General features: G+C 63.7%; 19 protein-coding genes. 11 read left to right on the top strand and 8 right to left on the bottom strand.

The genetic code is table 11. The annotated features are described in order from the left end of the window. Positions 1 to 2: 2 nt before the first annotated feature. Complete coding sequence (locus P1IM2_RS12905; RefSeq protein ID WP_186402694.1) at positions 3 to 1,205, top strand: M14 family metallopeptidase; 1,203 nt, start codon at positions 3 to 5, stop codon at positions 1,203 to 1,205. Between the two features lie 76 nt (positions 1,206 to 1,281). Here P1IM2_RS12905 and P1IM2_RS12900 read toward each other — a convergent pair whose 3' ends face one another. Continuing rightward, the gene (locus P1IM2_RS12900; RefSeq protein ID WP_062900524.1) at positions 1,282 to 1,461 is read right to left on the bottom strand and encodes a hypothetical protein; all 180 of its coding nucleotides are present in this window, start codon (positions 1,459 to 1,461) and stop codon (positions 1,282 to 1,284) included. 272 nt (positions 1,462 to 1,733) lie between these two features. On the opposite strand from P1IM2_RS12900, the gene P1IM2_RS12895 reads away from it, so the two are divergent. Further along, positions 1,734 to 2,549 carry a hypothetical protein gene (locus P1IM2_RS12895; RefSeq protein WP_234178577.1) on the top strand — a complete coding sequence of 272 codons (816 nt, stop codon included), beginning with the start codon at positions 1,734 to 1,736 and terminating at the stop codon, positions 2,547 to 2,549. Between the two features lie 16 nt (positions 2,550 to 2,565). Here P1IM2_RS12895 and P1IM2_RS12890 read toward each other — a convergent pair whose 3' ends face one another. Beyond that, complete coding sequence (locus tag P1IM2_RS12890) at positions 2,566 to 3,399, bottom strand: TauD/TfdA family dioxygenase (protein WP_186402693.1); 834 nt, start codon at positions 3,397 to 3,399, stop codon at positions 2,566 to 2,568. A 132-nt stretch (positions 3,400 to 3,531) separates the two neighbouring features. On the opposite strand from P1IM2_RS12890, the gene P1IM2_RS12885 reads away from it, so the two are divergent. After that, positions 3,532 to 4,125: a Crp/Fnr family transcriptional regulator gene (locus tag P1IM2_RS12885; RefSeq protein WP_186402692.1), complete on the top strand. Its 594-nt coding sequence runs from the start codon at positions 3,532 to 3,534 to the stop codon at positions 4,123 to 4,125. A 131-nt stretch (positions 4,126 to 4,256) separates the two neighbouring features. Here P1IM2_RS12885 and P1IM2_RS12880 read toward each other — a convergent pair whose 3' ends face one another. From P1IM2_RS12880 to P1IM2_RS12870, 3 genes are all read right to left on the bottom strand, one after another. Next, complete coding sequence (locus P1IM2_RS12880) at positions 4,257 to 6,401, bottom strand: TonB-dependent receptor (protein ID WP_186402691.1); 2,145 nt, start codon at positions 6,399 to 6,401, stop codon at positions 4,257 to 4,259. Between the two features lie 214 nt (positions 6,402 to 6,615). After that, positions 6,616 to 7,113, bottom strand: coding sequence for a hypothetical protein (locus P1IM2_RS12875; protein ID WP_186402690.1), 498 nt, complete (start codon positions 7,111 to 7,113; stop codon positions 6,616 to 6,618). A 155-nt stretch (positions 7,114 to 7,268) separates the two neighbouring features. Then, positions 7,269 to 10,514 (bottom strand): TonB-dependent receptor domain-containing protein, encoded by a 3,246-nt coding sequence (locus P1IM2_RS12870; RefSeq protein ID WP_186402689.1) that lies wholly within the window; start codon positions 10,512 to 10,514, stop codon positions 7,269 to 7,271. A 343-nt stretch (positions 10,515 to 10,857) separates the two neighbouring features. On the opposite strand from P1IM2_RS12870, the gene P1IM2_RS12865 reads away from it, so the two are divergent. Both P1IM2_RS12865 and P1IM2_RS12860 read left to right on the top strand, forming a co-directional pair. Then, positions 10,858 to 11,370, top strand: coding sequence for an RNA polymerase sigma factor (locus P1IM2_RS12865; RefSeq protein WP_062900528.1), 513 nt, complete (start codon positions 10,858 to 10,860; stop codon positions 11,368 to 11,370). Then, positions 11,367 to 12,362 (top strand): FecR family protein, encoded by a 996-nt coding sequence (locus P1IM2_RS12860; protein WP_062900529.1) that lies wholly within the window; start codon positions 11,367 to 11,369, stop codon positions 12,360 to 12,362. The genes P1IM2_RS12865 and P1IM2_RS12860 overlap by 4 nt, the downstream gene beginning before the upstream one ends. Before the next feature lie 16 nt (positions 12,363 to 12,378). On the opposite strand, the gene P1IM2_RS12855 is transcribed toward P1IM2_RS12860, so the two are convergent. Further along, positions 12,379 to 13,014, bottom strand: a complete 636-nt coding sequence (locus P1IM2_RS12855) for a TetR/AcrR family transcriptional regulator (RefSeq protein WP_234178575.1) — start codon at positions 13,012 to 13,014, stop codon at positions 12,379 to 12,381. A 177-nt stretch (positions 13,015 to 13,191) separates the two neighbouring features. Here P1IM2_RS12855 and P1IM2_RS12850 point away from each other — a divergent pair, with 177 nt between their 5' ends. After that, entirely contained in the window at positions 13,192 to 14,049 is an 858-nt protein-coding gene (locus tag P1IM2_RS12850) for a metal-dependent hydrolase (RefSeq protein WP_062902957.1), read from the top strand. Then, positions 14,046 to 14,471: a DUF2147 domain-containing protein gene (locus tag P1IM2_RS12845; protein WP_062900531.1), complete on the top strand. Its 426-nt coding sequence runs from the start codon at positions 14,046 to 14,048 to the stop codon at positions 14,469 to 14,471. The genes P1IM2_RS12850 and P1IM2_RS12845 overlap by 4 nt, the downstream gene beginning before the upstream one ends. A gap of 32 nt (positions 14,472 to 14,503) precedes the next feature. Here the strand turns inward: P1IM2_RS12845 and P1IM2_RS12840 are convergent, their stop codons facing one another. Next, positions 14,504 to 15,442 carry a winged helix-turn-helix transcriptional regulator gene (locus tag P1IM2_RS12840; protein ID WP_062900532.1) on the bottom strand — a complete coding sequence of 313 codons (939 nt, stop codon included), beginning with the start codon at positions 15,440 to 15,442 and terminating at the stop codon, positions 14,504 to 14,506. A 100-nt stretch (positions 15,443 to 15,542) separates the two neighbouring features. After that, a complete protein-coding gene (locus tag P1IM2_RS12835; RefSeq protein ID WP_238929711.1) occupies positions 15,543 to 17,828 on the bottom strand; it encodes a TonB-dependent receptor in 2,286 nt (761 codons plus the stop codon). A gap of 124 nt (positions 17,829 to 17,952) precedes the next feature. Here P1IM2_RS12835 and P1IM2_RS12830 point away from each other — a divergent pair, with 124 nt between their 5' ends. The 4 genes from P1IM2_RS12830 to P1IM2_RS12815 are packed head-to-tail and all read left to right on the top strand — an operon-like array spanning position 17,953 to position 23,342. Beyond that, entirely contained in the window at positions 17,953 to 18,924 is a 972-nt protein-coding gene (locus P1IM2_RS12830) for an NAD(P)H-dependent flavin oxidoreductase (protein WP_062900534.1), read from the top strand. Continuing rightward, positions 18,921 to 20,417 (top strand): carotenoid oxygenase family protein, encoded by a 1,497-nt coding sequence (locus tag P1IM2_RS12825; RefSeq protein ID WP_062900535.1) that lies wholly within the window; start codon positions 18,921 to 18,923, stop codon positions 20,415 to 20,417. Before P1IM2_RS12830 ends, P1IM2_RS12825 begins: the two co-directional genes overlap by 4 nt. A 2-nt stretch (positions 20,418 to 20,419) precedes the next feature. Next, on the top strand, positions 20,420 to 22,111 hold the full coding sequence (locus tag P1IM2_RS12820) for a class I adenylate-forming enzyme family protein (protein WP_186402688.1): 1,692 nt from the start codon (positions 20,420 to 20,422) through the stop codon (positions 22,109 to 22,111). 1 nt (position 22,112) lies between these two features. Then, positions 22,113 to 23,342, top strand: a complete 1,230-nt coding sequence (locus P1IM2_RS12815) for an acetyl-CoA acetyltransferase (RefSeq protein ID WP_186402687.1) — start codon at positions 22,113 to 22,115, stop codon at positions 23,340 to 23,342. The last annotated feature ends 1 nt before the right edge of the window (position 23,343 follow it).

Here is a 23,343-nt window from a genome sequence, read left to right as displayed (position 1 = left end):
CAATGCGACTGTCCAGCGCCCTGGCGCAGCGCGTCGCGCTTGCGCTGGTCATCGGAGGGACGGGGGCGTGCAGCAGCACACCCCCGCTTCCGCCGTCCCTCGCCGCCGCGCCGGTCGAACGCGGTTCGGGATGCACGACGAGCACGGTGCGGATCGACTTCGATTTCGACGAAGCGCCCGCATCGCGCTGCGTCATCCGGGGCGAGCGGTCGTTCACGATATTGATCGGCCCCGAACATGCGCCGCCGATCAACCCGAGCCCCTGGTACGCCTTCCGCTACCGGGCGAGCGGGTCGGCGGACATTTCGGTCGAACTCGACTATCTTGGCGCGGCGCATCGCTATGCGCCCAAATTGACCGTAGGCGGCACCGCCGCGCCCCTTTCCGCCAGCGTTGCGGCCGACGGGATGAGCGCCACGCTCTCGCTGCCCGCCGGCGAAGGGATCGTCAGTGGGCAGGAATTGTTCGGCAGCGACCGCTATGATGCGTTGCTCGACCGGCTTGCGGCGCTACCCGCAGCCGAGCGGCTGACACTTGGCGCGTCGCTCGACGGTCGGCTGCTATCGGCGGTCCACATCGGCGACACGAAGGCGCCGCGGCTCGTCATCCTGATCGGACGCGCCCATCCGCCCGAAATTACCGGCGCGCTCGCAATGGATGCCTTTTTGCGCGCGCTCGCGGACGAGATCGCCGCGGGGCGCGTCGACACCGCAGCGACGCAATTCCTTATCCTGCCCTTGCTGAACCCCGACGGTGTCGCGCGGGGTCACTGGCGCGCGAACCGCGGCGGCGTCGACCTCAATCGCGACTGGGGCATCTTTTCGCAGCCCGAAACGCGCGCGGTCAAAACCTGGCTTGATCGCCTGCCCGCAGGCGTGCGCCCGGTCGCCATGGTCGATTTCCATTCGACGCAGCACAGCCTCTTCTATGTGCAGGGCGCCGACGAAACGACGCCCGCGGAGGAGGCGTTCCTTGCAGCATGGCTTGGCGGGAAGGAGAAGGCGCTGCCCGGCTATCCCTTCACGATCGAACGCCGCAACGCCAACCCCGGCTCGGGCACGTCGAAAAACTGGTTTCACGCGACCTATGGTATCCCCGCCTTTACCTATGAAGCCGGCGACGAGGCCGACCGCCCCGGAATCGATGCCGCCGGAGGGAAACTCGCACGCGCCTTTCTGAGCGCACTTCCGCTCCTCGCTCGATAATCTTCCGGCGCCGGACGCCGAAAGGCCGGTCCGCATCGGCGGACCGGCCTCGGCAACCGGGAACTGACGCTGGCGATCAGCCCTTGGTTGCGGCCTTCTTTTCGGCCTTCTTCATCTTTTGCGCGTGGTGCGTCGCCTTTTTCGCGGGCTTCGACGTCGCCGCCTTGGTCGGCGTCGCGTCAGCGGCGAAAGCCGAGCCGCTCACCATGGCGAGCGAAAGGACGGCGGCGGCAGCGAGTTTGCTATAGTTACGCATGAGACTTCCACTCCTTGACAGTTCAACCACCCGCAATCGGGGGCTGTCAGGGCGGCCGATCCGTTCCAGGGACGGGGGAAACGGTTCGGATCGGCCTTGCCCGACGACCGATCAATAGACCCGGGGCCCTGCCCGGCCGATGGCGGCGGGATTACAAGTTGGTCATCTGTCGGCGCGCTCAGGTCGCGGCGAGCGACCGCTTAGCGAGTAGCGCCCGCTGCGGGCTTGCAGGCACCCTTGTCAAAAATCGCCCTCCCGCCTATCGCTCGCGCGTGCCTCCCCGGCCCGCGACCAGCGCGCGCCGCCACCGAAGATTGCGTCCGCTGAACCCTGTTCCAGCCACTCCCTACGTCGAACAGCTCAGCATCGGGGCGGGGCGCCGGCTGTTCGCGATCGGCCTCGCTGTCCTGATTCCGGCGCTGCTGCTCCTGCTGCTTCTCACCACGGGCCTGGGATCGCTGCCCGACAAGCAGCAGGAACGGATCACCATGGTGAGCCTGGAAGCCGCCGAAGTCGCCGAGCAAGCACCCGAGTCCGCCAGCAAGGCGCGCGAACAGCAGAAGGAGGCGCCGACGCCGCCGGTGACGAGCCCCCCCGTTCCGGCGCCACCGCCCACCCCACTGCCGCCACAAGTCCCGCAGCCCGCGACGCCCCCGCAACCACCGGCGCCGCCAGCCACCCCGCCGACGAAACGCATCGGCGTCCGCCTCAACAGCGGGCAGTCCTTTGGCCCGCCAGACAGCGGCGGGTCGGCGGCATCGCGCGACACGCCGCGCGTGGGGAGCGCTCCAAACGGCGAGCCGCTTTATGCGGCGGCATGGTATCGCGAGCCGAGCCGCGACGAACTGCGCGGCTATCTGTCCACCGCCAGTGGGCCGGGATGGGGGCTGATCGCCTGTCGCACCGCCCCCGAGTTTCGCGTCGAGGATTGCGTCGGGCTCGACGAATATCCGCAAGGATCGCAGATCAACCGCGCGGTGCTGGCGGCGGCGTGGCAATTCCGCGTGCGGCCGCCGCGGGTCGGCGGGCGCTCGATGGTCGGGGCCTGGGTCCGGATCAGGATCGATTACGGAATCGAACGACCCTAGGGGCTGGCCCCATAAATCAGGCGAGCGGTTCGCCCGAAATGGTGATGCGGTGCATCAGGCGGCGATGGCCGTGATAATCATTCATCGCATAATGCCAGGTCGACCGGTTGTCCCAGATTGCCAGCGATCCGGGCGCCCATTGGACGCGGCAATGAAACTGCTCCTGCATCGCGACCTGATAGAGATAGGTGAGCAGCGGCACGCTCTCCTCGCGCGTCCAGCCGTCGAAATGCAGCGTGAAGGCCGGATTTACGTACAGGATCTCGCGCCCGCTTTGCGGGTGCCGGATCACCACCGGATGCACCGCGCGCGTTCGTTCCTCATGCCCCTTCAGGTCGACACCCTGATCGGTCTTCGAATAGAGGCCATCGGCGCTGTAGATATGATCGGCCGAGTGGACGGCGCGAAGCGTCCGCAACATGTCCTTCAGGCCCGGTGACAACGAATCGAAAGCCGCGCCCATGCCCGCGAACAATGTATCGCCGCCGCTGGGCGGAGTTTCGCGGGCGAGCAGGATGGAGCCCATTGCGGGGATCTGGTCATAGCTGTGATCGGTGTGCCACCCGCCGCCGATATTGGTCTGCTGGCTCTCCGACTTGCGGACCTCCGCAATTTCCGAGTGCCCGCCATTGGCAGGGAAATATTTGTTGATGTCGATCTCGCCCCAGCGGCGGGCGAAAGCGATATGCTGTTCGGGGGTGAGCGTCTGATCGCGCACGAAGAGGACGCCGTGCTCGGCGACGGCCTGCCGCAGAAGCCCGATATCCTGCTCGTCGAGATGGTTCAAATCGATCCCGGTCGCTTCGACACCGACGTGCGGCGACAGGGGGTGCATCTGTATCGACGTCATGGAACTCTCCCGCATTATCCCGGCGACGATAGCGCAAACGCTGGCATTCAAATGCCACCTTCGTTACAATTCTTCATGACGATCGGCGATCAGCTCCGGCAATGCAGATGGTTTTGCCGCTGCGATCCTGCGGTGCAGCAGGCGATCGCGGCCGATGGCCGGCTGGCAACGCTCGCGCGCGGGCAATGGGTCTATGGCGAGGGGGACATGGCGACCGGCATCGTCATCGTGCTCGACGGGATGCTGCGCCTCGAAGCCGCGGCGGGGGAAAAGATCGTGCTGGTCGGCATCGCCCGCGCCGGCGACGCCTTCGGTCAGTCGCGCCAGATGGGCGGCGGTCCGCGTATCGTGACCGCGATCGCCAGCCGGCCGAGCCGCGTCCTGACGATCAGCGACACGATGCTCGACCGGATCGGGCATCGCCTCCCCGCGCTCTGGAAGGCGACGAGCGAACTGGTGTACGGGCAACTCGACGCCAGCGTGCACGGGCTGGCGCAGATGCTGTCGCTGAGGCCCCGCGGACGCATCGCCGCGCGGCTCCTGACCTTCGCGCGTGACGCCGAGGTACCGCTCAGCCAATCGGATCTGGCCGAACTCTGCGGCCTGTCGCGCAAGGTCGTGAGCGCCCATCTTGCCGCGCTCGAGCAAGCGGGCGCGATCCGGCGCGGCTATCGCACCATCCACCTGCGCGACATGGCTCAGTTAAGTCGCCTCACGGGTGCATAAGGGGCCACCCGATAGTGTCCCGCGGGATCGAGCCAACCCGTCCACCTGATGAAATGCCAAGATTCTGCAGGAGGAAGTGCCGCGTAATTGCGCGAACCTATGAAGAGGACCGTCGGCCATCAGGCATCGCCTTAGAACCGCTTGCGCAGCGAAATACGGACGCTCCGTCCCAAGGGATCGGCGTCATAGCGTCCATACCCGGCAGGCCTGCTGCCATCGCCCAAGCGTACTTGGCGATAGCCGTCGAACAGGTTCCGGACGTCGGCCGAAATCTGCAGATCCTGCATCCATGTCGGAATATGTCCCGACAGGATGCGCGCCGGTTCGACATGGATGCGCAAATTGGTCAGGAGCAAGGCGTCGAACCGATAGTCCTCGCCACCGACGGCGTCAGCGATGGCGCGCAGCCTGTATCCGCTCTGCCAATTTCCGTCGAGCGTCAGGCCCAACCCGCTCCGCCCGAGGTTGAGCTGGACGCCCAGACTGTGTCGCGATTGGCCGATGTCGCCGTCTATCCGGTCCAGCACCGGTAATCCGGCGCCAGTCCGCACCTCGCTGTGCAACAGCCAGCCGTGTGTCACCGAGAGAGTGGCCTGCCACGGCTTTTCGCGGCCTCCGAAACTCCGTATTGCGGCAACGAGGCTGGTGTCCAGACGTTCGTCCACGTCCGCGACGATAGCGATCGGGCGGGCGTCGATCGCTACAAGCCGGCCCATCCCATCGCGCCGGATCCGATCGGGGAAGGCCGCTTCAACGACAGGCGTAAACGCAGGAAAAGGCGCCGCACCCCCATGACTGACCTGACGGCGGTATTCGCTGGCGAGCGTTATCGGTGCGGTACCGAACGGTTTGATTGTCATCCGCAACCCGTATGTGCGCTGGCGTCCGCCGCCGAGGTCGGGGTTGCCGCCCGTAATCCACAAGACGTCCGAGATCCTGTCGCTTCGAAAATCATAAATCTGCCGGACGACTTCAATTGGTGCGCCGGCAATCTGATCGGGCGTCGGAGCTCGTTCGGCAAACCCAGTCATCGCGCGTATCTGCAGCGCTGGGACCGGCGACCAGTTTATTCCGACGTCATAGCGGAACTGGGCCGCAATGCCGGACGGACGATTGGCGCCGGCGGAAATATCTAATGACACATCGCCCACCGGCATTGCATGTTCACCGGCCGCGAAAAGCGGCACGGCGAGTGCCAGTGCCACATCCTGCTGATCACGCCGAAAGACGATTGCATCTGCATCGTCCGCACGCCGACTGTCCGACCAGTTGCGGTTCGCCGCCAGAGTCAGATTTGCCGTCGCGGCGCCCGCGGGGAGTGTCATAATCGTCCGATTGAAATTTAACTGCGCGGACAGATTTTCGCTCCGCGCCCGCCCGCGCCTTGGCACGATATTGCCCTTGTCGCTCCGCGCTTCGATGATGCTGTCGGTCCATGACCGGGCGTAGCGGAGGATAAGGCTGCCCTGCCAGCCCGCAACCTGTCCCGCGAGGAGGGCAGAAGCACCGATGCTTCGCCCCCTCTGCCGGCCCTCAAGCGTTCGGGCCGTCTCCGCTAGGCCGTCGCCAGCGCGGCCGGTCAGCTGACGCTGCTCTTGCCACCCCGCGTCAAGAGTGAGGGTGCCGGTGAAACGCCCCAGAGGGCGCGCCAAGGCGACATTTGCCGACGCGCCCTTAATCGCGGGCAGCAGCGTGTAAAATCGCCCATCGCCACCTCTGTTCGAATCGGCAGGCGGCCTTTCGTCGCGCCGCAGCGCGGCGTCGCCGGAAAGCTCGACGCGACCGTTCCACCGCGCAGGCCCGTCGATCAAAAAGCGGCCAAGCGCGGCCTGCCCGCTCTCTCGTCCGCCGGCGGTGGCTACCCCGAACGCAGTCTCACCCTGCCAGGACGCAAAATGCGGTTTAAGAACGAGATTGACCACGCGCTGGCCGGGCGGATAGCCATAGCGGGCCGCCGCCTCCGGCTTGAGAAGCGCAAGGCGGGCCAATGCTTCGGGCGGAAACCCGTTTATCCCGGCCGCCCCGTCGACCCGCTTTCCATCGATCAGAATGATCGGCAGTTCGTCCGGCCGACCGGTCAGCGGAGCGATCCGGGCGACGAGGTCGCCGATCGTCGCAGCGCCGTAAGTGTCTATCTCTGCCGGGCTCAATTCCAGTTCGGCAGCGACGAGCGCTTCGCCGCCGCGAGCGGTCACGACGATATGATCGGACTCTGCACCCGGCAATCCAGCCTGCGCCGCCGCCGGAACGGCGTGGAGGCAAAGCGCGGCCGCCAAGCCGAACAAGCCATGGGCTACACGCCATAAGCTGGGCCGTTTCATCGAGGCCTTTCACGACATTCCGCAGCAACGGATGAAGACCGGAAGGCAATGCGCCTTCCGGTCTTCATCTTTCCGGGCCGACATCGGGCGGTTTGGGGGGGAGGGAGGGGCCGCCCCGTCATACCTGCGGAAGCGACAGGCTGGCGCCGGTTGGTTTCGCTGACCGCAATCAGGGGTAGGAGTAGGAAGCCGTTGGGCTGGTCGAGACATTGCCCTGCATGCTGCACGGCGAACCGCCTGCGGGATCCGACGGAATCGTATTGGCGTGATTGAATTGCAGCACGCCGCCGACGAGCTTGGCCTTCAGATCGCCGCGGCAGTTGCCGGTGATGCCCGTGACGCGCACGTCGTGAATGATGACATCGGTCGAGCTGGTAGCGCTGACGTCATAGGGCATGCCGGTAAAGGATACCGCGCCGCAAAGTCCGCCGCTCAGCGCAATGCTGGTGATCTTCGTGCCGCTCGGCGTGCCGGTGCTCGAAATCGTACCGTTGGAGGTCGTACTCGCGGTGAGCGTGCATGTGAGGGTGATACCTTTCTTCACCTGAACGGTGCTCGGTCCTGCGCCACCCGATCCCGATGGCGAATAGGTTCCGGCCAAGGCGGCCGCGGGCAACAGGCTCAGCGAAGCCAGGGTGCAGATCGAAACTTTCAAAAGGCGTTTCATGATAATCCTCTCCTCTGCTTTGGTTCGGGAAGATTTTGCCTTCCCAAATGATTAGACGCCCGCAAAGGTCGCGAGGGGGGATGGGAAGCAGGTTCTGAACCCAAAAAAGAAGGGCGCGCCCGAAGACGCGCCCGAGGCGGAGCGGCCGTGCCGGATCAGAACCGCTTGGTGACGTTGAATCCGATGATCCGGGGGTCGAGCGTGAAGATATTCGCGCTCAGCCCGGTGTCGTCGCTGTTGGTAAAGGTGTTTGTGATCGGCGTGTCGTTGAACAGATTCTTGACATAGAGTTGCACTGCGAACTGCGATTTCGGTCGCTCGATCGTGATCGCCAAATTGGCGTTGTCCCAGGCGCGAAGCCGATCATATTCGGTGTTGTATATGCGCGCATAGCTTTTCGCCTGGCGATAATAGTCGCCGCGCAGCGTGACATTCCATTCGCCGGCAAAGACCGTGTATTGCGCGCCGATATTGAAGGTATAGCGCGGTGAATTGGGAAGTTCTTTTCCACTGAGGTCCGCATAAAAGCCGCGCCCGCCATTCGGCGCGTCGGTCAGCGGGTCATAGGTAAAGCCAAGGAACTGGTCCCAGCGCAAATTTGTCTCGACGTTCGGGTTGAAGCTGCCGTAGCGCGCCGACCCCGCACAAAGCGCCGAGAGCATGAAGTCCCCGAGCCCGCCCGGCCCCGCAAAGAAGGATGAGAGGATCGCCTCGACCTTGTCCTTGGGCGCGATGCAGTTCGACGGCACACCGAGCTGTGGACGCACGACGACCCAGTCGGGATTGCCCTGCGTTCGGTTCATCACGTCGATCGACTGCTCCCCCTTGCCGATCCGCGTGCGCAGATAGCCGAAGTTGGAATCGACACGGAAGTTGCGCGAAGGCTGCCACGCCGCTTCAAGCTCGAGTCCCCAGGTCGTCGCGTCGAAATTTTCGTTGAGCGAGATGCGATCGACGATCTGAGAGACCTGATAGTCCTTGTATAGATTGAGGAATGCGGTCGCGTTGAGCATGACCTTGCCGCCGGCGAGACTGTTCTTCATCCCGATCTCGAACGCATTGACATATTCGGGCTCGAAGGTTTCGGCGAGCGGCTGGTACTGGATTACCTTCGGGTCGATGTCGACGCGTGGCGGATTGGAGCCCCCACCCTTGTAACCACGCGAATAGGACGCATAGACCAGCGTGTCGTCGGTGAACGACGTCTGCGGCGACCAATCGACGACAAGACGACCGGTGAAGGCATTCCATTCCTGGTTGATCGGCGGAAGGGCCGGATAGCCGCGACTTACGCGGCCGCCGCTCGAGGGGCCGCTTTCGGTTCCGAAATTGAACGCACCGAGCAAAAGCTGGCTCGGAATCGGGGTCGAACGCTTGCGGTCGTTGGTATAGCGCGCGCCGGCAGTGATCTTCACATCATCGGCGATCTGCCAATAGGTTTCCCCGAACAGCGCCCATGAGCGCGTCTGCACGACATTCTTGCTGCGGAAATAATTATGACCCTCGCCGTTGATCTGGTCGATCGGATTGGGATCGACATAGACGCATTCGCGAAATTCGTGGCCTGCATCGCAATTGCGGGTGCCCGTCCCGATCTCGCCGGGCGCATCCTCGCGATTGTAGAAATATTCGGCCAGCAGGCTGAACAGGTTGCTGAACACATAATAGTCGTCCTGCGATTTGAAGTTCAGCGCATTCGCTCCCACGCTAAAGTTGAAGGGGCCGCTGAAATCGGACTGAAGCCGGAGTTCCTGCGTCCACTGACTGTTCCGCGACTGGCTGACGTCGACGGCGAGCATCCGGTCGGATGGACCAAGCTGCGGATCGGTGTAGACGCCGCCGGGCGTCGGCCCCGGTATGTTGTTCGGTCTGCCGAGCACGTCGACGAGCCGCGGGTCCAGTGAATCAGCGAAGACCGGAGCAGAGACGAAGCGGTTGTAATCCTGCGACGAATAATAGCGATCGCGCGCATAGGCGGTTTGCGACACCAGCTTGAGATCGCCGAGACCGGCCTCCAGATTGAGCTGGAAGACGTCGTTTTTGGCGCGAAATACAGGATCGTAGCTTGTCGAAATTTCGCGCAGATTGCGCGATTGATTGATCCCTGCGTAGGGATCGGACAAATTGTTGACGATCGGCACCGGCGCCAGGCCCAAGACGGGATCGGGCAGCAGCCCGACGTCGATCAATCCCGCTGTGTAATAAAAGGCAAAGCTGGTCGCGTTCGGTGCGCCAAAGGCAGCCTCGCTGTAGAGCGATCCCGGAAGGCACCCCTGGCTCAGCTTGCCGCGAAGATGATCGGGAACCGGGGTATCGCCGACCATATCGGGGCCGGGATCGCGGGTGCAAAGCTGCTTGCCAGTCCGCGATCGCCGATCCTTCTCCTGGAAATGCTGCCAGACGAAATTCGCCTTCAGGTTATCGCTCGGCTCCCACTGCGCCGACAGGCGCGTCGACCACAGATCGCGGTCGTTGACGTGACGATTGGTAAAGCTGTTGTAGTCGAAGCCTTCGCGCTTCGTCATGGCCGCGGCGCCGCGGATCGCGAACCGGTCGCCCAGCGGGATGTTCAGCATCCCGTTGAGGCGCATCGTCCCAAAGCTGCCCACCTCGGCCTTCGCCAGACCCTCGAAGCTGTATTTCGGCATTGCGGTGATAATGTTGACGACGCCTCCCGTTGCGTTGCGGCCATAGAGGGTACCCTGTGGGCCGCGCAGCACCTCGACGCGTTCAAGGTCGAAAAACTCCTGTTCGAACAATCGATTGCGGATCAGCGGCGTATTGTTGAAGCTTACCGCGACGGCCGGGTCGCTCGACGCGGATATCGCTTTGGTCCCGATCCCGCGGATCGTGAAATCATAGCCCGAAAAATTGCTCTTCGAAAAATTGACGTTGGGCACCGCGCGAACGAGTTCGGCCCCTCCTTCGACCTTCTTGTCGTCGAGTGCCCGCGGCGTGAAGGCACTGATCGCAATCGGAACGTCGATGATCTTTTCCGCACGCTTCTGGGCGGTGACGATGATTTCATTGTCGCCGTCGGTCACCGCCGCGGCGGTCGGGGTCTCGTTTCCCACAGGCTGCACGACGAAAATATTGCCCTCACGGCGATAGCCCAGCCCGGTTCCGCGGAGCAGCACGCGCAACGCGGTTTCGGGATCGGACCGGTCGCTATATCCGCCGCTGCGCTTGCCGTTGACGATCATAGCGTCGGCCATGATTGTCATGCCGCTCTGTAACCCGAAATCCCGCAGCGCGCGGCCCAGCGGCTGAGCGGGAATCTTGTAGCTGGTCGCTTTGTCCTGTCCCTCGCGCGCCTGCGCCGTGCCGACCGATAGCGCGAGGCATCCGATGGCGACCCCGCTCAGAAAAATCTTGCGCAACCCACATGCCCGAAATTGCATGCTTCCTCTCCCTAGCCCATGTTCCGCGGGTCTTCCCGCTAGATGCGACGGAGTTCCCTCCCGTCATATGCTAGACGCCCATCCCCTTGTTTCGGGGGGATGAGTGCGTGATAATTTTCAACGATGTTAATGTTAACAACGCACCAACGCATGATAAAATTGTACAATTATGGTTATTTGCTCCCCCCTCTCTTCGCGCGCGGGCGTCTATCTTAACGAGCCTTGCTCCGGTTTGCCGGGTGAGGAGGAAAAATGGATTGGACCGATAGCTCAATGACGGCGATGAAGGCGATCAACGCGCAATGCCTTTGCGGGCGCCCCTGCCGAGCGGGCACGGTCTGACATGGGCGTGCCGCGCCCTGACCAGGACCTGGAGGCGTGGATGCACGCCTATGGTCCGGGATTGCGGCGCTATTTCCGGCGGCGGGTCAACGACGGGGACGTAGATGATCTGGTGCAGGACGTATTTCTGCGCCTGCAGGCGGCTCAGTTCGGAACGCCAGTGGAAAATGTCGAAGGCTATCTGTTCGCGACCGCGCGGAATGTGCTGATCAGCCGCTACCGCAAACAGGCGCGCAGCAGCGCGGTCCTCCAGGCGGCATGGGCGGACGGCGTCGAAGAGGCCGACCAGCTTTCGCCCGAACGCATTGCGATCGGCCAGGAGGAATATCGCCGCGTGGTGGCGGCGATCGTCAATTTGCCTCCACGGGCGCGACAGGCGTTCGAATTGCACCGGTTCGAACATCTGACCTATCAGGCGATTGCGCAGCGCATGGGGATCACCAAGGATTCGGTGAAGGAATTGATGCACCGCGCGCTGGTCAGGATTGCCGAAGAAATGGAGGCCGAACTGTGAGCGCCACCGACCATGGCAATCGCGCGGCCGCGCGTTCGGAAGCCGCGCATTGGCTGAACCTGCATCTTGCCGGCGACATGACGGTCGACGACGAACGCCGCTTTCACGAATGGCTCGATCATTCCGACTTGCATCGCGACGTCTATCGCCGGGTCGAACGGGCGTGGGCGCTTGCGGGCGCCGCTGCCGACGATCCCGCGTTCGCAGCGTCGCGCGCGGAGCCGGACATCGACGACAGACCGTCTTCACGCCCTATGGGCTGGTGGATGGCGATCGCGGCGTCGATCTTGCTTATGGTCGCCGCAGCTTTTTTGGCGCCGCCGCTGATGCGCGGCGAACCGGCGCAGCTTGCTCAGACATTCCGTACAGAAACCGGACAGCGCAGCACCGTCACCCTACCCGACGGGACGGTGGTAACGCTCGATTCCGAAACCGACATGCGGTTTCAGGAGCGCGGTGGCCGGCGCTTGGTCGAACTGATCGGCGGCCGGGCCTTTTTCCGGGTCGCGCACGACAAATCGCGTCCCTTCATCGTTCATGCGAACGGCAAGAGCGTTCGCGCCGTCGGCACAGCCTTCGAAGTCAGCCTCGATGGCGGCAATGTCGTCGTGGTTCTGGCCGAGGGTAAGGTGCGCGTCGAGGAGAGCGCCTCAGGGACCGGTGATGGCGCCGATATGGTCCCCGGTCGCAAGCTGACGATCGGGACCGATCGCAATTGGACCCTGCGGCGTGTCGATGTCAGCAAGGAAACGAGCTGGACCGAAGGCCGCCTCGTCTTCATGCAGGACCCGCTGGCCGAGGCGGTTGACCAGATGAACCGCTATTCAATCCGCAAGCTGACGTTCGCAAACGGCGTGGTGCCCGATCGCCGCATTGTCGGCGTGTTCGAGGCGGGCGACGTCGACGGGTTCGTCAAGGCCATGGAACTCAACGGCATTGCGCATCGCGTGTCGACATCCGACGATAGCATCCTGCTCGCGGCTGGCCCCTGACCCCAAGATACTGACCCTAGTCCTCGGCCAGCCCCAGAAAGCCGGGAGACAGGAACAGCGGCAGAAAGCGGGTGACGAGATCGCGCATCGCATCATCCTTCTGGCCCAGCATATCGCGTAGATAGGGGCCGATCACCGCATCGCCGAACGCGCTGACAGCTACCATCAGCACTGCGGCGCGGACGCGCTCGCGCGCGGCGGCATCCTTCGACTGACCGACGATCGCGGTGACGAGCGCACCGACCGCTTCGCGGATCGGCTCGAGGCGGCCAACATCGCCCGACAGAACGATCCACGCCGCGAGCGGCCCGGCGCCGCCCTTGTCAAAGGCATCGAAAACATGATCGGTAATCGTGCGCGGCGCCGCATCGTCGGTTTCCAGCAGGTCGACGACATTATCCAGCGCGCCCGTCAGATCCTGGATCATCGATCCCATCAGCGCCGATTGCAGACCCGCCGCTGAACCGAAATGATGCAGCACATTGGCGTGCGACATGCCGATTGCTTCGCCGACGTTGGCAAGCGTCACGGCACCCGGACCGCCGTCGAGCAGCAGACGACGCGCCGCGGCCAGCCCTTCTTCGCGCACCTCCGCGCCCGATCGCTTGCGGCGTTTCGGGGCGGGCCGCGCCATCTTGTACATTCGCGCCATCGCTCTTTCCTCCACCTGCGGTCCACATGGCCTTAGACCAATGTACGCAAGCGAAACAGCCTTCCGATCGGCTTCCGAAAAAGCCGTTCTGAAACAGGATAGTAGCATCTCTTGCGAATGGCGAATATTTGCATTATAAACATTGATGTTAATGTTGATAATTCGCAGGAGCTGTTCATGACCCTCGATACGCCCACGCCTCCTGATCTCAGGATCGAGAAGCGCGACATGAAGTTCGGCCGCGAGCAGGCCCCGCCGCGCTGGTGGCACAGCGGCGACCCCGGTCGCACCGCCTTTTTCAACGCGCTGTCGTCCACCTTCCCTGTCGGCGAGAAATTCTTCATGACATCGGTCCGGCAGTATCGCGAAGGCACGCCGCAGCCGCTGCGCGGCCAGATCGACGATTTCATCTATCAGGAATCGATGCATTCGCGCGAACATGTCGTCTTCAATCGCCAGGCCGAAGATGTCGGTTACGACATCGCCCCACTCGAAGAACGCGCGCGCCGGACGATCGCATGGGCGAAACAGCGCCCGCCGCTCCAGCAATTGGCGGCAACCTGCGCACTCGAACATTTTACCGCGACGCTGGCGCATGACGCGCTCGCGAATCCCGGGCATCTGGGCGGCGCGAGCGAGGAAGCGCGGCGTTTGTGGCGGTGGCACGCGATCGAGGAAATCGAGCATAAGGCGGTCGCCTACGACACCTATCTTCATGCAACGCGTGACATGATGCCGCTGCGGCGCTGGTTGAAGCGCTGCGCCGTCATGGGCGTTACGACTTTGCGCTTTCACTATGTGATTTTCCGCAATACCGCAGATCTGTTGCGGCAGGACGGGCGCAACGACTGGACGACGTGGCGGCACTTGCTCGCCTATCTCTATGGAAGGCACGGCCTGATGCGGCATCTGCTCAAAGGTGTGGTCGGCTATATGCGGCCGGGCTTTCATCCCTGGCAGCACGACGACCGCCCCCTCCTGGCCGAAGCGCTCGCTTTGCTGAACGCGCCCGCGAGCCGGGAGCAGGCGGCATGAGCCGCCGCGCGATTGCGATGGGCCTCGCTGCCGCCGCCGCTCTTGCCCCCGCAAGCGCCATGGCTGCCGATCCCGTTGGGCTGTGGGCGACGGGCAGCGAAGGCGGACGGGTCGAAATCTATCGCTGCGGCGCGGCGCTATGCGGCAAGGTGGTCGATGCAAAGCGGCTGCGCGCCAATCCCGATCTGCGCGACGTGCGGAACGGCGATCCCAAGCTGCGCCAGCGTCGGTTGATGGGGCTGGTCGTGCTCCAGAATTTCAAGGGCGGCCCGTCCCAGTGGAAGGGCGGCCCCGTGTACGACCCCGAAACCGGCGACGGAGCGTCGCGCGGCGAACTGCGACTGCTCGGCAACGGCAAGCTGGAAGTGAAGGGCTGCCTCGCCTTTTTCTGTCGAACCAAGACGTGGACGCGGCTTAACTAGCGCGGCTGCGCATTACTATCGGCTCCGGACGCTCATTCGATCTCGAACGTCAGATTGTGGATGCCGATTTCGCCGTCGCAATGGTTGCAGGCAACGATCATCCGAAGGTCGTGGCCGCATGGCTTGTGCGTCAGGATCAGCGGCGGGCCGCGTTCGTCGGAAAACCAGCGGTCGCCCCACTGGAGCAGCGCCAGCAATACGGGATAAAGGTCGCGGCCCTTTTCGGTCAGCCGATATTCGACGCGGTCGGCGTGCGCCGAATAGGGAATGGTGCGCAATATGCCCTGCCGGATCAGCCGTTCGAGGCGGCCGGTCAGGATATTGGTCGCCATCAACGTGTCGCGCTGAATGTCATCGAAGCGGTTGATGCGCGTGAACATCGCGCGCACCACAAGCGTCGCCCATCGATCGCCGAACAATTCGATCATCGTGTCGACCAGCGGGCGCCCGCCCGGGCGGCGCGCCGTCACCGCGCCGTTGAAGCGCCGGCGTTCATAGTGCGGAACGACCTGGGCCAGCCCCGGCCCTTCGCGCCAGTCGACGTCGCGCGGGTCGATTTCCTTCCGGCAATGGGCGCATATCGGCGTCGGCTCGGTTTCCGCGCCGCACGCGCTGTGCCGCAGACGAACGCGAAAGTCGCGGCTTGCGGCTTCCCAGCGATGCTGCCAGCGCAGCATCATCAAGGCGTTGGGAAACTGGTCGCGCCCCTTCTCGGTCAGCGCATAATAGGAACCGCGCCCTTCCTTCTTCGGCCGTTTGGCAAGGCAGTCCTCGTCGACCAGCTTGCGCAGCCGTCCGCTGACGACCGATCGCGCGAGCCCGGTCCGCGCCACGAATTCGTCGAAGCCATGGGTGCCGAGAAAGGCCTGCTCCATGATGAGCAGCACCGGAACGTCGCCGACGACATCGAGCGCGCGCCAGATCGAACAGGCGCGGATGGTGCGATCTTCTTTCACGGCTGATGCGTCCATTGCTGGGCCCGCCCTACTCCGCGGAACAGCACGCGACAAGGCCGGTCCGACGGAAGATGGGCGGTGCCCGCGCCCATGCTTCCGTCGGGGGAGAGCTGGTTCAAAAGCGCCCCGTAACCTGCACCGCAATCGTTCGCGGCCGATCGACGATCCCGTTATAGGCATTGCCCGCCCCGCCCGTAATCGTCGTCGCAAGCGGCATCGCGCTGCCGGTCTGAAGGATCCGCTGGTCGGTCAGATTGCGGCCGATCAGCGCCACTTCCCAGCGATTGTCGATCTGTCCCAAGCCGATGCGGGCGCCAAGCTTCGCATAGCTGCCCTGATAGGTCCGCGGGTCGAGGTTCGCCGCCGCGATATAGGAGGAGGAAAAGTCGGCGTTGACGTTGAATGACAGCTTGAGGTCGCTGCCGACCGGCGTCCAGTAATCGACATTGAGATTACCCGACCATTTCGGACTCAGCGCGTTACGCTTGCCGCTATAGTCGCAGAAGCCACCCGGTCCCGGCGTCTGCAGATAATAGCATTGGCCGTCGGTGAAGTTGGTGAATTTGAAATCGAGATAGGCGATCGCGCCGCTGATGGTCAGGCCTTCGGCGAGCGCCGCGCGAAAATCCGCTTCGATCCCCTGCGTCCGCGCCGCCGCCGCATTGCGGACGTTGAAGTTGAGCGTCCCGTCGAAGATGTTGACCTGCAGATCCTTGTATTTGGTGCGATAGAAGGACAGGTTGAAGGCGACGTCGCGGCCCTTGTATTTCAGCCCCGCTTCGAAATTGTCGGCGCTTTCGTCCTGGAATTCGAACGCGCCGGGCTTGGCGACCGTGGTCGACGTCGGCAGCGAGTTCGACCGGATGTCGAAGCCGCCAGCCTTGGTTCCGCGCGCGTAGGACGCGTAGAGCATCAGGTCGTCGGTCGCGTCGAACTGGACGTTGACCATCGGATTGAAGCTGTCCTCGCTCAGCTTGCCGGCGATGCTGTGCGCCTCGATGTTGAGCGCGCGGAACACCGCAGCGACGACGGCAGCGGGCGCGGTGCTGAGCGGGCCTTGCACGATGGCGAGCGATCGGCGGCCGCTCTTCTTCTCATGGTTGAAGCGCGCGCCGGCGGTAACGCGAAGCTGGTCGGTCAGCGACAATTCGCCTTGCGCAAAGGCCGATATCAAGTCCGACGTCTGGCTGTAGTCGCGGTCGTTGCGCGTGTCACCGAGCGCGTTGAACGGTGCGCCCAGCCCCAGGAAGGTCGGATTGAAGAGGGTGAAATCCTGAACGTCCAGCTTGGCGTGCTGATAATAGACCCCGCCGATATAGTTGAACGCCTCGCCGCCGGGCGAGGTCAGGCGGAGCTCTTGCGAAAACTGCCGATAATCCTCGCGCAAATTCGTACCGTCGAGAAAGCTGATCCCCGAAAAGTCGACATCGACGATCTCGCGCGTCTTATAGTCGAGCAGCGACGTGACCGAGGTCAGCGTGTGCTCGCCGATTTCCAGATCGGCGTTCAGCGTCGCCCCGAACACCTTGTTGCGGCTTTCATAGCCATTATCCTCGCGCACATAGTCGGGGACGGTGCTGACGAAGAAGGGGCCCTGGAAGACCGCATTGTAATTCCCGACCGCGCCGAACACGTCGCGTGGCTGGCCCTTCATCGCGAAGTCTGCATATTCGAGCTTCAGTTCGGCCGCGAGCGGCCCGCCCTTGTCGAACTCCACCTTGCCGCGGACATAATATTCATCGACGTTGGGCTCGTTGCGCTTCAATTTCTGGTTGTAGAAATATCCGTCCATCGAGCGATGATAGCCAACCACGCGCGCTTCGATGCCGTCGCTCAGCGGCCCCGACAGAACGCCGGTCAGCTGCAGTTCCTTGTGATTGAATTCATAGAGGCCGCTCACCGTCCCCTCGAATTCGTCGGTCGGGCTGCGTGTCGTGATATTGACCGCCCCTGCGATTGCATTCTTGCCGAACAGCGTCGGTTGGGGGCCTCGCAAAACCTCGACCCGCTCCATATCGACGAGCGGCAGGCGCGAAAGCTGGTCGCGTCCATAATAGACGCCATCGACGAACATCGCGACCGACTGTTCGAACCCCTTGTTGTCGCCCGAGGCGATGCCGCGGATCGCGATGCGATTGGCGATCGCGGTCTGGGTGATCTTAAGATTCGGCACCGACGAACTGATCTGCTCAAGGTTGGTCTGCCCATAGCTTTCGACCTGCTTGCCGCTGACCGCGGAAATCGAGATCGGCACATCGGACAAGCCCTCGGCGCGCTTCTGGGCAGTAACGATGATGTCGTCGAGGCCGCCCTGGCTTTCGGCGGGGGCCTCCTGCGCGAACGCAGCCGCGGGACCGGCAAGCGCCGACGCAGCCAACAGCATGGCAAGTGAATGCTTCATGATTCTCCCTCTCCCCACTGCCGGCGACGGGCCGGCATGTTTTGCTTGCAAATGCCTCTTGAACGGGCATAAGTTCTGTTACGCAAGTTAGTATCACTATGCAAGTAAGTTTTGGGAGACAGGAATGAAGCCGAAGCACGGCCTTCCCGCAGCTTTGACGCGCAATTTGCGCCTGCCCGCAATCGCGGCGCCGATGTTCCTCGTCTCGGGCCCTGATATGGTCATCGCCGCCTCGCGCGCCGGAATGATCGGCAGCTTTCCCGCTCCCAACGCGCGGACGACCGCCGATCTGGAAGCCTGGGTGAGCCGCATCGATGCGGCACTCTCGAACGATCCCGACGCCGCCGCCTGGGCGGTCAATCTGGTGGTGCATCCGTCGAACAGCCGGCTTGCCGACGACCTCGCCTGCGTCGTGCGGCACAAGGTTCCGCTCGTCATCACTGCGCTCGGCAGTCCCGCCCGCGTCGTCGAGCAAATCCACGCCTATGGCGGCATCGTTTTCGCCGACGTCAATTCGGTGGGCTTCGCCCGCAAGGCCGTGGCTGCGGGCGTCGATGGACTGGTGCTCGTCGCGGCGGGAGCCGGCGGCCATACCGGCGCCACCGCCGGTTTCGCCTTTGTCGAGGAAGTGCGACAGTTCTGGGACGGGCCCTTGGTGCTGGGCGGCGCAATCTCGACCGGCCACGCGATACGGGCCGCCGAAATATTGGGAGCCGACTTCGCCTATCTTGGCACGTCGCTGATCGCCTGCACCGAGAGCATGGCGGCGCAGCCTTACAAGGACATGGTGGTCGCGGCAGGCGCCGAGGACATCGTGCCGTCGAACGGCATCACCGGCGTGACCGCCAACTGGCTGAAATCGAGCCTGATCGCTGCGGGCTACGACCCAGCGAACATGCCCGAGGACAAGCGCCCCAATTTCTCCGATGCGCAGGACGACGCCAAGGCATGGAAGAATGTCTGGTCTGCGGGTCAGGGCGTCGGCGCGGTGCGCGCGACCGAACCCGTCGCGGACATCGTCGACCGTCTCTTGAAAGAATATGATGCGGCCGCCGCCAGGCCGCGCTTTGCAGCCGCCGAAGGAGTCATCGCATGACCGCTCAGCTTGTCGACACGATCCGGACCACCGTTCAACCGAACGACCATCCCTATATGAAGGGCGCGTGGCGGCCGACCTACAATGAGTGGAATGCGGTCTTCGCCAATGGCGATGTCGAGGTGATCGGCACGATCCCGACCGACATCGACGGCGTTTACGTCCGCACTGGCGAGAACCAGATTCACGAACCGATCGGCCGCTATCATCCCTTTGACGGTGACGGCTTCATCCATGCGATCTCGTTCAAGGACGGCCGCGCGAGCTATCGCAGCCGCTTCGTGCGCACCAAGGGGTTCGAGGCCGAGAAGGAAGCCGGCCGCTCGCTCTGGGCCGGGCTGATGGAACCGCCGCACAAATCGACCCGCCACGGCTGGGGTGCGCAGGAATGGCTCAAGGATTCATCGTCGACCGACGTCGCGATCCACGCGGGCAAGATCATCTCGACCTTCTACCAGTGCGGCGAGGCCTATCGGCTCGACCCGTTCACGCTCGAACAGTTCGGCACCGAAAGCTGGGTGCCGCTCGACGGCATTTCGGCGCATTGCAAGGTCGATCTCGCGACCGGCGAACTGATGTTCTTCAACTATTCGAAGCACGCGCCCTATATGCATTATGGCGTCGTCGGCGCGGACAATAAGCTGAAACATTATATTCCCGTGCCGCTCGCCGGACCGCGGTTGCCGCACGACATGGCATTCACCGAAAATTACACCATCCTCAACGACATGCCGCTCTACTGGAACGCGGAACTGCTCGAAAAGAACCTGCACGTCGTCCAGTTTCACCCCGACGAAAAGACGCGCTTCGCGATCATCCCGCGGCACGGAACCCCTGAGGATATCCGCTGGTTCGAGGCCGAACCGACCTACACGCTCCACTGGCTCAACGCGTGGGAGGAAGGCGACGAGATCATCCTCGACGGCTATTATCAGGAAGAGCCGATGCCCAAATCCTATCCCGATGCTCCCGAGGGGCTGGAGCGGATGATGGCCTATCTTGACCAGGGCTTGCTCAAGCCGCGCCTTCATCGCTGGCGCTTCAATCTCAAGACCGGAAAGACGACCGAACAAAGGCTCGACGAGCGCGACCTCGAATTCGGCATGTTCAACCAGCGCTATGCGGGCAAACCCTATCGCTATGCCTATAGCGCCATCCCCGAGCCGGGCTGGTTCCTCTTCCGCGGCCTCGTCAAGCATGACCTCGATGCCGGCACGAGCGAGGAGTATCTTTTCGGCCCCGGCCGCTTCGGCAGCGAAGCGCCGTTCGCGCCGCGCATCGATGCCAAGGACGAGGACGACGGCTATCTCGTGTCCTTCATCGCCGACCTTGAAACCGACACGTCCGAATGCGTGCTGGTCGACGCGAAGAATATCGCGGCGGGGCCGGTGTGCCGGATCATCCTGCCAGAGCGCATCTGTTCGGGCACACACACCGTCTGGGCGAGCGGCGATGACATAGGCATGGGTCCGAACAGCGTGCTGGCCGGCTGACGATGATCGTCGCGGGAGAGGATAAAAGGCGGCGCTACCGCGAAAGTGGCTGGTGGGGCGATCGCACCTTCGACGATCTGTTCGCAGCCAATGCGGCCGCCCATCCGGACCGGCTCGCACTGGTCGATGCCCCCAATCGCGGCGGCTTCGCTTTCGGCGATCCGCAGCGGTTGACCTATGCCGAGCTGACGGCGGAGATCGATCGGCTCGCGGGCGCGCTCGTCGCGGCGGGGATCGGCAAGGATGATGTACTGCTCGTCCAGCTTCCGAACATCAGCGAGTTCGTCGCGCTCTATTTTGCGGCGGCGAAGATCGGCGCGATCGTCAGCCCGGCGGCGGTGCAATATCGCAGCCATGAGCTGAAAGGCATGATCGGCGTGGTCGAACCCAAAGCCTTCGTCTGCGCGACGCAAATGAAGGGTTGCGATCATGTCGGCGTAGCAGCGCCGCTGCTGGATGGTATCCGGCTGATGACCTTCGGCCCCAAGGCGCCCGTCGGCGCGATCGACCTGTCGACCGCCAGCGGCGACGCCGAGGCTCTTGCAGCCCATGTCGCCGCCAACCCGGTCGATGCCGACGACATCTTCACCATCTGCTGGACCTCGGGAACCACCGGCGTGCCCAAGGGCGTCCCGCGCAGCCATAACCACTGGATCGCGGTCGCAGGGGCAGGATACGAGGCGATGAAGGTCGGGCCGGGCGATGTCCTGCTCAACCCCTTCCCGCTCATCAATATGGCGAGCATCGGCGGCATCACCATGTGCTGGCTGACCAGCGCGGGCACGATGGTGCTGCATCATCCCTTCGATCCCGGCGTCTATTTGCAGCAGATCGCGACCGAACGGCCGAGCCTGACGATCGCCCCGCCCGCCGTGCTCAATATGCTGCTGCAGAATGAGGCTTTGCTGGCGAGCGTCGATCTCTCCAGCCTGCGCGTCATCGCCTCGGGTTCGGCACCGCTAGCGCCCGCGATGGTGCGCGGCTTTCAGGAAAAGCTCGGCATCGTCATCGTCAACGTCTTCGGGTCGAACGAGGGGATGAGCTTCATCACCGGCGAGGGCGACATGCCCGATCCCGACAAGCGCGCGAGCCTGTTCCCGCGCCGCGGCACTTATCGGCGCCCCTATGGCGAGGGCCGCGCGCCCAATATCGAAAGCCGCCTCGTCCCGCCCGGCGGCGGCGATCCGATCGAGGCGGACGGCATCTCGGGCGAACTTCAAATCCGCGGACCGACCTTGTTCGAAGGCTACCACAACGTGCCCGAGCGCACCGCCGAAGCCTTCACAGCCGACGGCTGGTTCCGCACCGGCGACCTGTTCGAAATTGCCGAAGGCGGCGATTTCTACCGCTTCGTCGGGCGCTGCAAGGATCTGATCATCCGCGGCGGCGTGAACATCTCGCCCGAGGAGATCGACCAACTCTTGGGCGGCCATCCCTTGCTGGCCGAGGCCTGCTCCTTCTCGCTGCCTTGCGCGAAGATGGGCGAGCGGATCGGGCTCGCCTATGTCCCGCGCGGCGGCGTGGATGTGGGGCTGTCCCACGTAACCGACTATCTCCGCGAAAAGGATCTCGCGGTGTTCAAACTGCCCGAACGGCTGTTCCGCTTCGACGCCTTGCCGCGCAACGTCACGAACAAGGTGATGCGTAGCGAAGTGCGCGAAATGGCGCTCGCCACTCTCGAAAAGGAAGCCTGACATGGCGAAAGATGTCTTCATCCTCGGCGGCGCGCAAACCGACTTTGCACGCAATTTCGAACGCGAAGGCGGCGGGTTGTTCGAGCTGTTCCGCGACGTTGCAGAGGCCGCATTCGCCGCGACCGGTATCGAACCCCGCGAGGTCGAAACCGCGCACGTCGGCAATTTCGTCGGCGAACTGTTCGCGGGCCAAGGCCAGCTCGGCGGCTTCTTCGGCCATGTCCACCCCGACCTTGCGGGCATCCCCGCCTCGCGCCACGAGGCCGCCTGCGCCTCGGGCAGCATTGCGATCCTCGCCGCAGCGGCCGAGATCGAGGCCGAGCGCTATGGCCTCGCGCTCGTGCTCGGCATCGAACTGATGCGCAATGTGCCCGGCCAGCGCGCCGCCGAATATCTCGGCGTCGCCGCCTGGGCCGGGCGCGAGGCGCAGGAGGCGCGTTACCTGTGGCCGTACATGTTCGCGCGCGTCGCCGAGGAATATGACGAGCGTTTCGGGCTCGATCGCGCGCATCTGCGCGCCATTTCGGCGAATAACTTCGCCAATGCCAAGAAGAACCCCAACTCGCAGACGCGCGGCTGGGCGGTGACCGACGATCATCTCGGCGAGAATGACGAGGTCAATCCGCTGATCGAAGGAAGCCTGCGCAAATCCGACTGCGGACAGGTGACCGACGGCGCTGCCGCCATCTTCCTCGCCTCGCGCGAGGTTGCCGAGGCTTATGCGAAGCGCCGCGGCATCCCGCTCGAAAGCATCCCGCGCATCAAGGGCTGGGGCCACGCCACCGCCCCCCTGCTCTATTCGACCAAGGTCGCCGACAGTCGCGGCGGCGACTATGTCTTCCCCAGCGTGCGCAAGGCGATGATGGACGCGCTGCGCCGCGCCGAGATGCCCGATATCTATGCCTGCGACGGGGTCGAGGTGCATGATTGCTTCTCGATAACCGAATATATGGCGATCGATCATTTCGGCATCACCAAGCCAGGCGAAAGCTGGCGCGCGGTCGAGGACGGGACGATTGCGCTCGGCGGCAAGCTGCCGGTCAATCCGTCGGGCGGGCTGATCGGGCTCGGCCATCCGGTCGGCGCGACGGGCGTGCGGATGCTGCTCGACGGCTGGCGGCAGGTAACGGGCAATGCCGGCGACTATCAGGTCGAAGGCGCGCGCAATTTCGCGACCTTCAACGTCGGCGGCAGTGCCACGACCGCAGTCAGCTTCGTCGTCGGCACCTGAT

Source organism: Sphingopyxis sp. P1IMeth2 (assembly GCF_900185685.1).
Lineage (GTDB): Bacteria > Pseudomonadota > Alphaproteobacteria > Sphingomonadales > Sphingomonadaceae > Sphingopyxis > Sphingopyxis terrae_A.
Note: the sequence above shows the minus strand (reverse complement) of the source record. Positions and strands in the feature narration are given on the sequence as shown.

What these genes read in the sequence shown, in the direction of transcription:
- P1IM2_RS12840 (WP_062900532.1), bottom strand. Translation starts at nt 15,442, where the DNA reads ATGGACGCATCAGCCGTGAAAGAAGATCGCACCATCCGCGCCTGTTCG.
- P1IM2_RS12835 (WP_238929711.1), bottom strand. Translation starts at nt 17,828, where the DNA reads ATGAAGCATTCACTTGCCATGCTGTTGGCTGCGTCGGCGCTTGCCGGT.
- P1IM2_RS12890 (WP_186402693.1), bottom strand. Translation starts at nt 3,399, where the DNA reads ATGACGTCGATACAGATGCACCCCCTGTCGCCGCACGTCGGTGTCGAA.
- P1IM2_RS12850 (WP_062902957.1), top strand. Translation starts at nt 13,192, where the DNA reads ATGACCCTCGATACGCCCACGCCTCCTGATCTCAGGATCGAGAAGCGC.
- P1IM2_RS12845 (WP_062900531.1), top strand. Translation starts at nt 14,046, where the DNA reads ATGAGCCGCCGCGCGATTGCGATGGGCCTCGCTGCCGCCGCCGCTCTT.
- P1IM2_RS12865 (WP_062900528.1), top strand. Translation starts at nt 10,858, where the DNA reads ATGGGCGTGCCGCGCCCTGACCAGGACCTGGAGGCGTGGATGCACGCC.
- P1IM2_RS12875 (WP_186402690.1), bottom strand. Translation starts at nt 7,113, where the DNA reads ATGAAACGCCTTTTGAAAGTTTCGATCTGCACCCTGGCTTCGCTGAGC.
- P1IM2_RS12825 (WP_062900535.1), top strand. Translation starts at nt 18,921, where the DNA reads ATGACCGCTCAGCTTGTCGACACGATCCGGACCACCGTTCAACCGAAC.
- P1IM2_RS12870 (WP_186402689.1), bottom strand. Translation starts at nt 10,514, where the DNA reads ATGCAATTTCGGGCATGTGGGTTGCGCAAGATTTTTCTGAGCGGGGTC.
- P1IM2_RS12815 (WP_186402687.1), top strand. Translation starts at nt 22,113, where the DNA reads ATGGCGAAAGATGTCTTCATCCTCGGCGGCGCGCAAACCGACTTTGCA.
- P1IM2_RS12855 (WP_234178575.1), bottom strand. Translation starts at nt 13,014, where the DNA reads ATGGCGCGAATGTACAAGATGGCGCGGCCCGCCCCGAAACGCCGCAAG.
- P1IM2_RS12905 (WP_186402694.1), top strand. Translation starts at nt 3, where the DNA reads ATGCGACTGTCCAGCGCCCTGGCGCAGCGCGTCGCGCTTGCGCTGGTC.
- P1IM2_RS12900 (WP_062900524.1), bottom strand. Translation starts at nt 1,461, where the DNA reads ATGCGTAACTATAGCAAACTCGCTGCCGCCGCCGTCCTTTCGCTCGCC.
- P1IM2_RS12820 (WP_186402688.1), top strand. Translation starts at nt 20,420, where the DNA reads ATGATCGTCGCGGGAGAGGATAAAAGGCGGCGCTACCGCGAAAGTGGC.
- P1IM2_RS12830 (WP_062900534.1), top strand. Translation starts at nt 17,953, where the DNA reads ATGAAGCCGAAGCACGGCCTTCCCGCAGCTTTGACGCGCAATTTGCGC.